The sequence below is a fragment of the Streptococcus sp. UMB0029 genome (genome assembly GCF_002871495.1).
In the GTDB taxonomy this organism is placed as follows: domain Bacteria; phylum Bacillota; class Bacilli; order Lactobacillales; family Streptococcaceae; genus Streptococcus.
Window position 1 is genome coordinate 41892 of record NZ_PNGD01000018.1, and the last position, 11923, is coordinate 53814.

The 11923-nt window shown below is 38.5% G+C and carries 12 protein-coding genes and 1 pseudogene; 10 read left to right on the top strand and 3 right to left on the bottom strand.

What is annotated here, in order from left to right:
- Window positions 1-46 precede the first annotated feature (46 nt).
- Both serB and CJ239_RS11045 read left to right on the top strand, forming a co-directional pair.
- Window positions 47-691, top strand: coding sequence for a phosphoserine phosphatase SerB (gene serB / locus CJ239_RS11040; protein ID WP_102211598.1), 645 nt, complete (start codon window positions 47-49; stop codon window positions 689-691).
- Between the two features lie 8 nt (window positions 692-699).
- Window positions 700-1816 (top strand): annotated as a pseudogene (locus CJ239_RS11045) (glycerate kinase).
- Here CJ239_RS11045 and CJ239_RS11050 read toward each other — a convergent pair.
- Window positions 1813-2259 (bottom strand): YueI family protein, encoded by a 447-nt coding sequence (locus tag CJ239_RS11050; protein WP_102211599.1) that lies wholly within the window; start codon window positions 2257-2259, stop codon window positions 1813-1815. The pseudogene CJ239_RS11045 and the gene CJ239_RS11050 sit on opposite strands and share 4 nt — an antisense overlap.
- Before the next feature lie 163 nt (window positions 2260-2422).
- Here CJ239_RS11050 and eno point away from each other — a divergent pair, with 163 nt between their 5' ends.
- The 6 genes from eno to CJ239_RS11085 all read left to right on the top strand — a co-directional run bounded on the left by eno (window position 2423) and on the right by CJ239_RS11085 (window position 9255).
- On the top strand, window positions 2423-3727 hold the full coding sequence (gene eno / locus CJ239_RS11055; protein ID WP_000022813.1) for a surface-displayed alpha-enolase: 1305 nt from the start codon (window positions 2423-2425) through the stop codon (window positions 3725-3727).
- A 276-nt stretch (window positions 3728-4003) separates the two neighbouring features.
- Complete coding sequence (locus tag CJ239_RS11060; protein ID WP_102211600.1) at window positions 4004-5263, top strand: UDP-N-acetylglucosamine 1-carboxyvinyltransferase; 1260 nt, start codon at window positions 4004-4006, stop codon at window positions 5261-5263.
- A gap of 15 nt (window positions 5264-5278) precedes the next feature.
- Window positions 5279-5830, top strand: coding sequence for a GNAT family N-acetyltransferase (locus tag CJ239_RS11065; RefSeq protein WP_102211601.1), 552 nt, complete (start codon window positions 5279-5281; stop codon window positions 5828-5830).
- The gene (gene spxR / locus CJ239_RS11070; RefSeq protein WP_102211602.1) at window positions 5823-7100 is read left to right on the top strand and encodes a CBS-HotDog domain-containing transcription factor SpxR; all 1278 of its coding nucleotides are present in this window, start codon (window positions 5823-5825) and stop codon (window positions 7098-7100) included. The genes CJ239_RS11065 and spxR overlap by 8 nt, the downstream gene beginning before the upstream one ends.
- Window positions 7101-7115: 15 nt before the next feature.
- Window positions 7116-7976 carry a methionyl aminopeptidase gene (locus tag CJ239_RS11075; protein WP_000631534.1) on the top strand — a complete coding sequence of 287 codons (861 nt, stop codon included), beginning with the start codon at window positions 7116-7118 and terminating at the stop codon, window positions 7974-7976.
- A 361-nt stretch (window positions 7977-8337) separates the two neighbouring features.
- Entirely contained in the window at window positions 8338-9255 is a 918-nt protein-coding gene (locus CJ239_RS11085) for a bifunctional riboflavin kinase/FAD synthetase (RefSeq protein WP_102211603.1), read from the top strand.
- Window positions 9256-9341: 86 nt separating this feature from the next.
- Here CJ239_RS11085 and CJ239_RS11090 read toward each other — a convergent pair whose 3' ends face one another.
- Window positions 9342-10190, bottom strand: a complete 849-nt coding sequence (locus CJ239_RS11090; protein ID WP_102211604.1) for a YitT family protein — start codon at window positions 10188-10190, stop codon at window positions 9342-9344.
- A 141-nt stretch (window positions 10191-10331) separates the two neighbouring features.
- Between CJ239_RS11090 and CJ239_RS11095 the strand changes: the two genes are divergently transcribed.
- The gene (locus CJ239_RS11095; RefSeq protein WP_102211605.1) at window positions 10332-11171 is read left to right on the top strand and encodes a DegV family protein; all 840 of its coding nucleotides are present in this window, start codon (window positions 10332-10334) and stop codon (window positions 11169-11171) included.
- 107 nt (window positions 11172-11278) lie between these two features.
- The gene (locus CJ239_RS11100) at window positions 11279-11554 is read left to right on the top strand and encodes an HU family DNA-binding protein (RefSeq protein WP_001284637.1); all 276 of its coding nucleotides are present in this window, start codon (window positions 11279-11281) and stop codon (window positions 11552-11554) included.
- A gap of 134 nt (window positions 11555-11688) precedes the next feature.
- Here the strand turns inward: CJ239_RS11100 and CJ239_RS11105 are convergent.
- A partial coding sequence (locus tag CJ239_RS11105; RefSeq protein ID WP_142367010.1) for a transposase occupies window positions 11689-11923 on the bottom strand: 235 nt, incomplete at its 5' end.

Here is an 11923-nt window from a genome sequence, read left to right on the forward strand (position 1 = left end):
TATGATGACTTCATACGATTTTTAGGCTATTTAGAGAGGAGGAGTGATGTCTCAAGTAAAAGGCTTGTGTGTCATGGATGTTGATGGAACCTTAATCCTAGAAGAAGTGATTGATTTGTTGGGAAGAGAGGCAGGTCGTGAGGCGGAAATTTCACAGATTACAAGTCGGGCAATGCGAGGAGAGTTAGACTTTGAAAGCAGTTTAAGAAAAAGAGTTTCCTTGTTGGAAGGTCTTCCTATTTCGGTTTTTGATAAAGTCTTCAACACTATTCATCTAACGCCAAATGCCCAGAAATTTATCTCTATTCTCCAAAAGAACGACATCCTAGTTGGTCTGGTGTCTGGTGGATTTTCACCAATAGTTGCGAGATTAGCAAAATCCCTCGACATTGCCTATTTCTCTGCCAACCAACTTGAAGTCAAAGAAGGTTTTTTAACAGGAAAATTAGTTGGAGCAATTATAAGCCCTGAAGTCAAACAAGCAACTCTGGAAAAATGGAGAAAGGAATTCAAACTCCCCAAAGAAAGAACAGTTGCAATCGGTGATGGGGCTAATGACTTATTAATGTTGAAATCAGCAGGACTGGGAATTGCTTTTTGTGCCAAAGAAGTGCTCAAAAAAGAAATACCGAATCATGTTGACAAGAGGGATTTTTTAGAAGTATTTCCTTTGATTGACTTTTTAGAATGAGGGAAAATATGAAGATTGTAATTGCACCGGATTCGTTTAAGGAAAGCTTGACCGCACAGAAAGTAGCTGAAGCTATTAAGAGAGGATTCCAACAATCTATAGCAGATGTAGACTGTCTCCTCTGCCCTGTTGGTGATGGTGGAGAAGGCACTGTAGATGCTATCCGACATTCTCTTGACCTAGAAGAAAAATGGATCCAAGTGACAGGACCTTTTGGACAAAGGACAACCATGCCTTATTTTCAAAAAGGACAACAGGCATTATTCGAAGTTGCTGATTTAGTTGGCCTTGGGAAAATTCCGCTAGAGAAACGAAATCCACTGCAAATCCAAACTTGTGGTATCGGAGAATTGATTCGCCACCTCATCGATCAAGGGATTAAAGATATCTATATTGGCGTTGGTGGTACGGCCAGTAATGATGGAGGACTGGGGATTGCTGCTGGTTTGGGTTATCAATTTTATGAATAAGAATGGAAATGTCTTGCCCTCTTGTGGTCAATCCTTATTGAACTTAGCTTCTGTTTCAACAGAAAATCACTATGAAATTCCTGAAGATGTTCACATTCGTATTCTAGCAGACGTCGTGAGTCCCTTATGTGGATATGAAGGTGCGACCTACACTTTTGGCAAACAAAAAGGTTTACATCCTACTATGTTTGCAGTCGTAGATCATGCAATCCAATATTTTTATGAAAAAGTCTCACCTGCAACATTGGAACTTAAAGGAGCAGGAGCTGGTGGAGGCATTGCGGGCGGTTTGTGTGCCTTTGCCCAGGCAGATATCGTGTCTGGAATTGATACCTGCCTAGACTTGATTGACTTTGATAAGAAAATTTCTGATGCTGACTTGGTTATTGTTGGAGAAGGAAGGCTAGATCGTCAAAGTTTAGCTGGTAAAGCGCCTATAGGTGTTGCAAAAAGAACCCCTGTCGGAGTTCCTGTTATTGCTATTTGCGGTAGTCTCGCTGAAGATTTACCTTCCCTACCATTTGAAAATATCCAAGCTGCCTTTTCTATTTTGGAGAAAAGTGAACCTCTAGAAGATAGTTTGAAAAATGCCAGTGTCTATCTGGAGCACACGGCTGCCAATATTGGGCGTTTATTAAGTCTGAGTAAGATTTAGCCAAACCATTTCTTCCAGATGGATGTTTTGGCTGGTTCTTCCTTTTTAACTTCCCAAAGATTTGGAAAAGCAAGTCGAAGATCCTTTTCTTCTACTTGCACTGGTGCATTGCTATGAATAACCAGGCCGAAAGGAGAAGAAGTATGTTCTTCAGACACTATGGTGGCTTGACTATTGGTTTCTTTCGCTTCTTTTAAGTAGAAAACTTGTTTGTCAAATTCGATAGTTGGTGAAATCTTCACAAATAAAGGCTCAGCCTTTTCTTGAAGGTTTTCTAAAATAGATAAAAAGCCTTTTTCTAGCTGAGGGCTATTTGCCGTATCAATATCTGCATATCCAAGAACTCTTTCCTCAAAAGTACCAAGATAGCGTCTTTGCTCATCTGGATTTAATTTTGGCCCCCCATGAGCTTTTTCAAGTAATTGTTTTGATAAATCTGTCATGAAAACAGTATATCATAAAAGTTAGAATAAAACAGACAAAAGAAAGCGATTACTTTATAAAGTTAAGGAAAATTTGCACAAAGATAACGTTTTTTCTTGAAAAAGGAGGGGTTTTAAGGTATTATAGAGGTGTAAAAAATTTAACTCATAAGGAGAGTAAAAAATGTCAATTATTACTGATGTTTACGCTCGCGAAGTCCTAGACTCACGCGGTAACCCAACACTTGAAGTAGAAGTTTACACTGAATCAGGTGCTTTCGGACGTGGTATGGTTCCATCAGGAGCTTCTACTGGTGAACACGAAGCAGTTGAACTTCGCGACGGTGACAAATCTCGTTACGGTGGTCTTGGTACACAAAAAGCTGTTGACAACGTAAACAACATCATTGCTGAAGCTATCATCGGCTACGATGTACGTGATCAACAAGCTATCGACCGTGCTATGATCGCTCTTGACGGTACTCCTAACAAAGGTAAATTGGGTGCTAACGCAATCCTTGGTGTGTCTATTGCTGTAGCTCGTGCTGCTGCTGACTACCTTGAAATCCCACTTTACAGCTATCTTGGTGGATTCAACACTAAAGTTCTTCCAACTCCAATGATGAACATCATCAATGGTGGTTCTCACTCTGACGCTCCAATCGCTTTCCAAGAGTTCATGATTTTGCCAGTTGGTGCGCCAACATTCAAAGAAGCTCTTCGTTACGGTGCTGAAATCTTCCACGCTCTTAAGAAAATCCTTAAATCACGTGGTTTGGAAACTGCCGTAGGTGACGAAGGTGGATTCGCTCCTCGTTTCGAAGGAACTGAAGACGGTGTTGAAACTATCCTTGCTGCGATTGAAGCTGCTGGATATGTTCCAGGTAAAGACGTATTTATCGGATTTGACTGTGCTTCATCAGAATTCTACGATAAAGAACGTAAAGTTTACGACTACACTAAATTTGAAGGTGAAGGCGCTGCTGTTCGTACATCTGCAGAACAAATCGACTACCTTGAAGAATTGGTTAACAAATACCCAATCATCACTATTGAAGATGGTATGGATGAAAACGACTGGGATGGTTGGAAAGCTCTTACTGAACGTCTTGGTAAGAAAGTACAACTTGTTGGTGACGACTTCTTCGTAACAAACACTGATTATCTTGCCCGTGGTATCCAAGAAGGTGCTGCTAACTCAATCCTTATCAAAGTTAACCAAATCGGTACTCTTACTGAAACTTTCGAAGCTATCGAAATGGCTAAAGAAGCTGGTTACACTGCCGTTGTATCACACCGTTCAGGTGAAACTGAAGATTCAACAATCGCTGACATCGCAGTTGCAACTAACGCAGGACAAATCAAGACTGGTTCACTTTCACGTACAGACCGTATCGCTAAATACAACCAATTGCTTCGCATCGAAGACCAACTTGGTGAAGTAGCAGAATACCGTGGATTGAAATCATTCTACAACTTGAAAAAATAAAATAGTTCAGTGAACTATTTTATCCCGAACCTTAAAATTTAAAAGTTCGGCCGTTGATTTAACAACGTTTCTAGCCCCTCGGATTTTATCCGAAGGGCTTTTTTCTGTTCAGGGGGCAAAAAAGCAAAAAAGGGACATAACTTTTTAAGAAAGCTCAGTTACCAACAAATACGATTCAGCTAATATAATTGAAAATGATGGAAAAAAGGGTGAATTTATGATATACTTTAACGTAGGACCTTTTTAGAAATTTTGAAAGAGTATTAAAAATTAAAAATGAGAAAAATTGTTATCAATGGTGGTTTACCCCTGCAAGGTGAGATTACCATTAGTGGCGCAAAAAATAGTGTAGTAGCTTTGATTCCGGCTATTATTTTGGCAGACGATATTGTGACTTTGGATTGTGTACCAGATATCTCTGATGTTACTAGTCTTGTCGAAATCATGGAGTTAATGGGTGCTACAGTTAAGCGTTATGACGATGTGTTAGAGATTGATCCAAGAGGTGTTCAAAATATTCCAATGCCTTATGGGAAAATCAATAGTCTTCGTGCATCTTATTATTTTTATGGAAGTCTTTTAGGTCGCTTTGGTGAAGCCACTGTTGGTTTACCTGGAGGATGTGATTTGGGACCACGTCCTATTGATTTACACCTTAAGGCTTTTGAAGCTATGGGTGCAACTGTTAGCTACGAGGGAGATAACATGAAGTTATCTGCCAAAGATACAGGACTTCACGGCGCAAGTATCTACATGGATACGGTTAGTGTCGGTGCGACGATTAATACGATGATTGCTGCGGTTAAAGCAAATGGGCGTACCATTATTGAAAATGCAGCCCGTGAACCTGAGATTATTGATGTTGCTACCCTCTTGAATAATATGGGTGCCCATATCCGTGGTGCTGGAACCAATATTATCATTATTGATGGAGTTGAAAGCTTGCATGGAACACATCATCAGGTAATTCCAGACCGTATTGAAGCGGGAACATATATTTCCTTAGCTGCTGCAGTGGGTAAGGGGATTCGTATAAATAATGTTCTTTACGAACACCTAGAAGGATTCATTGCTAAGTTAGAGGAAATGGGAGTTCGAATGACTATATCCGAGGATAGTATTTTTGTCGAAGAACAGTCTAATTTGAAAGCAATCAATATTAAGACAGCTCCTTACCCAGGTTTTGCTACCGATTTGCAACAACCGATTACCCCTCTTTTACTAACAGCTAATGGTCGTGGTACAATTGTTGATACGATTTATGAAAAACGTGTAAACCATGTTTTTGAATTAGCTAAGATGGACGCAGATATATCAACAACAAATGGCCATATTTTATATACAGGTGGTCGTGCTTTGAGTGGGGCAAGTGTTAAAGCGACGGACTTAAGAGCTGGTGCAGCTTTAGTTATTGCTGGTTTGATGGCTGAGGGACAAACTGAAATTACCAATATCGAATTTATCTTACGTGGTTATTCTGATATCATCGAAAAATTACGTAATCTAGGAGCGGATATTACACTTGTTGAGGATTAAACCGTAGAGGTGTTTATGAATATTTGGACCAAATTAGCAATGTTTTCTTTTTTTGAAACGGATCGCTTGTATTTGCGTCCTTTCTTTTTTAGTGATAGTCAGGATTTTTATGAGATAGCTTCGAATCCAGAAAATCTTCAATTTATTTTTCCAACGCAGGCAAGTCTAGAAGAAAGCCAGTATGCACTGGCTAATTACTTTATGAAGTCCCCTTTGGGAGTGTGGGCAATTTGTGACCAGAAAAATCAACAAATGATTGGTTCTATTAAATTTGAGAAGTTAGATGAAATCAAAAAAGAAGCAGAGCTTGGCTATTTTTTGAGGAAAGACGCTTGGTGTCAAGGTTTTATGACAGAAGTTGTAAAAAAACTTTGCCAACTTTCTTTTGAAGAATTTGACTTAAAACAATTATCCATTATAACCCATCTTGAAAATGAAGCTAGCCAAAAGGTTGCTCTCAAGTCTGGATTTAGTTTGTTTCGTCAGTTTAAGGGAAGTGATCGTTACACAAGAAAAATGCGGGATTATCTTGAATTTCGGTATGTAAAAGGAGAATTCAATGAGTAAGCATCAGGAAATTCTAAGTTATTTGGAGGAATTACCAGTAGGTAAAAGGGTCAGTGTTCGTAGTATTTCTAATCATCTGGGAGTCAGTGATGGAACTGCTTATCGGGCCATCAAGGAAGCTGAAAACCGTGGAATTGTGGAGACGCGTCCCCGTAGTGGAACAATTCGCGTTAAATCGAAGAAAGTTGCTATCGAAAGATTAACATATGCAGAAATTGCAGAAGTAACTTCTTCTGAGGTGTTAGCTGGACAAGAAGGTTTAGAGAGAGAATTCAGTAAGTTCTCAATCGGTGCCATGACTGAGCAAAATATCTTATCTTATCTTCATGATGGGGGACTCTTGATTGTTGGAGACCGAACCCGTATTCAGTTGCTAGCCTTGGAAAATGAAAATGCAGTTCTAGTTACAGGGGGATTTCAGGTCCATGATGATGTGCTAAAACTGGCCAATCAAAAAGGGATTCCTGTTCTGAGAAGCAAGCATGATACTTTCACTGTTGCGACCATGATCAATAAAGCCTTGTCAAATGTTCAAATCAAAACAGATATTTTGACAGTTGAGAAGCTTTATCGTCCAAGTCATGAATATGGTTTTCTGAGAGAGACTGACACAGTCAAAGATTATTTGGACTTAGTACGTAAGAATCGAAGTAGTCGTTTTCCAGTTATTAACCAACATCAGGTTGTCGTTGGAGTTGTAACTATGAGAGATGCGGGCGATAAATCACCAAGTACTACAATTGATAAGGTCATGTCTCGTAGTCTATTTTTGGTTGGATTATCGACAAATATTGCTAATGTCAGTCAACGGATGATTGCTGAAGACTTTGAAATGGTACCGGTTGTTCGAAATAATCAAACCTTGCTTGGGGTTGTAACCAGACGAGATGTCATGGAGAAGATGAGCCGTTCCCAAGTTTCTGCTCTACCGACTTTTTCTGAGCAGATTGGACAAAAACTTTCTTATCACCATGATGAAGTAGTGATTACAGTGGAACCCTTTATGCTTGAGAAAAACGGTGTTTTAGCTAACGGTGTATTGGCAGAGATACTGACTCATATGACCCAAGATTTAGTTGTGAATAGTGGTCGCAATCTCATCATCGAACAAATGCTGATCTACTTTTTGCAGGCTGTCCAGATAGATGATATATTGCGCATTCAAGCACGCATTATCCACCATACTAGACGATCAGCTATTATTGATTATGATATTTATCATGGTCATCAGATTGTTTCAAAAGCAAATGTGACTGTTAAAATTAATTAGAAACTAGGAGAAAAAATGATAACATTAAAATCAGCTCGTGAAATCGAAGCTATGGATAAGGCCGGTGATTTTCTAGCAAGTATTCATATCGGCTTACGTGATTTGATTAAGCCTGGCCTAGATATGTGGGAAGTAGAAGAGTATGTTCGCCGTCGTTGTAAGGAAGAAAATTTCCTTCCGCTTCAAATTGGGGTTGACGGTGCAATGATGGACTATCCTTATGCTACTTGCTGCTCTCTTAATGATGAAGTAGCTCATGCTTTCCCTCGTCATTATATCTTGAAAGATGGTGATTTGCTCAAAGTTGATATGGTTTTGGGAGGTCCTATTGCTAAATCTGACCTGAATGTCTCAAAATTAAACTTCAACAATGTGGAGCAAATGAAAAAATACACTCAGAGCTACTCTGGTGGTCTAGCAGACTCTTGTTGGGCTTATGCTGTTGGTACACCGTCCGAAGAAGTAAAAAATTTGATGGATGTAACCAAAGAAGCTATGTACAAGGGAATCGAGCAAGCTGTTGTTGGAAACCGTATTGGTGATATCGGTGCAGCCATTCAAGAATACGCTGAAAGTCGTGGTTACGGTGTAGTGCGTGATTTGGTTGGTCATGGTGTTGGCCCAACCATGCACGAAGAACCAATGGTTCCTAACTATGGTATTGCAGGTCGAGGACTCCGTCTTCGTGAAGGAATGGTCTTGACTATTGAACCAATGATCAATACAGGTGACTGGGAAATCGATACAGATATGAAGACTGGTTGGGCGCATAAGACCATTGATGGTGGATTGTCATGTCAGTATGAACACCAATTTGTCATTACGAAAGATGGACCTGTTATCTTGACTAGCCAAGGTGAAGAAGGAACTTATTAATAAAAAGTGAAAAGACTACTGGAAGTTTATTTTGATAAAAAATCCAGTAGATCTTTTTATAATAAAACGCATTGTATCAAGTTTTAACTAGCTGATATGATGTGTTTTTCTGATTTTAAGATTCTTATCTCAATCTCTTGTTCTTTATTATGATTTCATACTCAATGAAAATCAAAGAGCAAACTAGGAAGCTAGCCGCAAGCTGTACTTGAGTACGGTAAGGAGACGCTGACGTGGTTTGAAGAGATTTTCGAAGAGTATCAAAAATAAAATTCTTATAAAATGATACACTTCAGGTTAAAAAAATAGCATTTCAGATTTTCTGGTTCAGAAATAGCTATCACTATGATATAATTATTTTATGATTATTACTATTCCTATAAAAAACCAAAAAGATATTGGCACACCATCTGATTCAGTCGTTGTTCTCGGCTATTTTGATGGTATACACAAGGGGCATCAAGAATTATTTCGTGTTGCCAATAAGGCTGCGAGAAAGGATTTATTGCCTATCGTCGTTATGACCTTTAATGAATCTCCAAAGATTGCTTTAGAGCCTTATCATCCTGACCTATTTTTACATATTTTGAACCCTGCTGAACGTGAGAGGAAATTAAAGCGCGAAGGTGTAGAAGAATTATATCTCCTTGATTTTAGTAGTCAATTTGCTAGTCTTACGGCAGAAGAATTTTTTGCAACTTATATCAAGGCTATGAATGCCAAAATTATTGTTGCAGGTTTTGATTATACATTTGGTTCTGACCAAAAAACGGCAGAAGACTTAAAGGATTACTTTGATGGAGAAGTCATTATCGTTCCACCTGTAGAAGATGAGAAAGGAAAGATTAGTTCAACACGTATCCGTCAAGCTATTTTAGATGGAAATGTGAAAGAAGCAGGAGAACTTTTGGGGGCACCGCTTCCATCAAGAGGTATGGTGGTCCATGGCAATGCTCGTGGTCGTACGATTGGTTATCCAACAGCTAATTTGGTGCTTTTAGACCGTACTTATATGCCAGCAGATGGTGTTTATGTCGTTGATGTTGAGATTCAAAGGCAGAAGTATCGTGCTATGGCTAGTGTCGGGAAAAATGAGACCTTTGATGGAGAAGAAGCACGTTTTGAAGTCAACATTTTTGATTTTAATCAAGATATTTATGGCGAGACCGTCATGGTTTATTGGCTTGATCGCATTCGCGATATGACAAAATTTGATTCTGTTGATCAATTAGTGGATCAGTTAAAGGCTGATGAAGAAGTCGCTCGGAATTGGTTTTAAGTGCTTAAATAAACAAAAAGAGGTTGTCTGCAACCCAAAAGATAGATGATTTAGTCTAACTTTTGAGTTCAGTACATTACCTCTTTTTATTCTTTTTCAAAGGTGAATCCTTCTCCAAGGATTTCGTGGGCTTCTGTAATAGTTATAAAGGCTTGAGGATCGATTCGATGAATCATTTCTTTCATTTTAACAATTTCATTTCTTCCGACAATACAGTAGATGATTTTCAAATCTTTTTGACTATAGTAACCTTGCCCTGAGATAAAAGTAACACCTCTTCCTAGGTCATCATTAATAGCCTTAGCAAGTTGGTCAGGACGTTTGGTAATAATCATAAATCCTTTACCTGCGTATCCTCCTTCTCCAATCAAATCAATCACTCGGGATACAATGAAAGTAAAGAGCAGAGTGTAAGTAACCAATCTCAAATCTTTAAAAATAAGGAGAATGAGCATGAGAATACAAAAGTCTAAGATAAAAAGCAGTTTCCCTATGGACAAATGAGTGTATTTGTTGAGGATACGAGCTAGAATATCAGTTCCACCCGTTGTACCTCCAGCGTTAAAGATAATTCCAAGACCAATTCCTAATAGAATTCCAGATATAAGGGCAGTAATTAGTAAATCACCTTGAAGATCAATATGAAGGGGAATACGCTCAAAAAAAGCTAGCCATGCAGATAAAGCCAAGGTTCCGAGCAAACTAGAATAGAGAGATTTTGCTCCAAATATTTTCCAAGCTAGGATGAATAGAGGAATATTAATCAGCAGATTCATGAGGGAAACAGGAATTTCAAAAAGATAAAAGGTAATAAGAGTAATGCCTGTAGCCCCTCCTTCGAAGAGATGATGGGGAACTACAAAATAGGTTAGACCAAAAGCATAAATGCCAGCACCTAGTAAAATGGTTAAAACGGGATAGATTTTTTTAATCATAGGACACCTCTTTTCTTATAAGTTGATTATATCAAATTTTTAAGGAAAATTTGATTGACTCCATTAGAATTTTTAATCTTTTTTTGATATAATTAAAAGTAAGAAAACCAATCTGAATCCTAAAATAGAAAGATTGATACTATGACAAAAATTAAGATTGTAACTGATTCATCTGTTACTATTGAGCCAGAATTAGTAAAGCAATTAGATATTACGGTCGTTCCACTATCTGTAATGATTGATAATGTTGTTTATTCGGATGCTGATTTGAAAGAAGAAGGTAAATTTCTTCGGTTGATGCAAGAAAGTAAGAACCTTCCGAAAACAAGTCAACCACCTGTAGGTGTTTTCGCTGAAGTTTTTGAAGACTTGTGCAAGGATGGCAGTCAGATTCTTGCTATTCATATGTCCCATGCCCTTTCAGGTACTGTAGAAGCAGCGCGCCAAGGTGCTAGTTTATCTACTGCTGATGTAATAGTTATTGACAGTTCCTTCACTGACCAAGCCTTGAAATTCCAAGTTGTCGAAGCTGCTAAATTAGCACAAGAAGGCAAAGATATGGAGGAAATTTTATCTCATGTAGAAGAAGTAAAAAACCATACGGAGCTCTATATTGGCGTTTCTACTTTAGAAAATCTAGTAAAAGGTGGACGAATTGGTCGTGTAACTGGATTGTTGAGCTCACTTCTCAATATCCGTGTTGTCATGCAGATGAAGGACCATGAATTGCAACCAATGGTTAAAGGGCGTGGCGCTAAAACTTTTAAAAAATGGTTGGATGAGTTGATAACATCACTCTCTGAACGTTCTGTAGCAGAGATTGGAATTTCATATTCTGGTAGTTCTGATTGGGCAAAAGAGATGAAAGACAATTTGCAGCCGTATGTTGAAAAGCCAATTTCAGTATTGGAAACAGGTTCTATTATTCAAACTCACACGGGTGAAAACGCTTGGGCTATTTTGGTACGTTACCACTCCTAAAAAAATAAAGAAAATGCGAATAAATAGCGTTTTTAACTTGACCTAAAAGGGATTTTAGGATATGATTATAGTTGTTAATTAGAAATTAAATTGGAGGAATCATTAACATGGCAAACAAACAAGATTTGATCGCTAAAGTAGCAGAAGCTACAGAATTGACTAAGAAAGACTCAGCAGCAGCAGTTGAAGCTGTATTCGCAGCAGTAGCTGACTACCTTGCAGCTGGTGAAAAAGTTCAATTGATCGGTTTTGGTAACTTTGAAGTTCGTGAACGTGCTGCTCGTAAAGGTCGCAACCCACAAACTGGTAAAGAAATCACAATTGCAGCTTCTAAAGTTCCAGCCTTCAAAGCTGGTAAAGCTCTTAAAGACGCTGTTAAATAATCAGCCTTTAAAAAGCCTATCATATCAAGCATTTGAGCTTGTGTGACAGGCTTTTTTTGTATATAGGGGGCAAAATCTGAATTAATACTCAATGAAAATCGGCTCTTTGTCAACTGTGGTGGGTTGAAGAAAAGCTAAGATCTAGAAAGGACACATTTCGTCCTTTCTTTTTTGATGTTCAGAGCGATAAAAATTCGTTTTTTGAAGTTTTCGAAGTTCCGAAAACCAAAGGCATTTCGTTTGATAAGTTTGATAAGATTATTGGTTGCTTCCAGTTTAGCGTTTGAATAGGGGAATTGAAGGGCGTTGACGATTTTCTCTTTGTCCTTGAAAAAGGTTTTAAAGACAGTCTGAAAAAGAGGATGAACC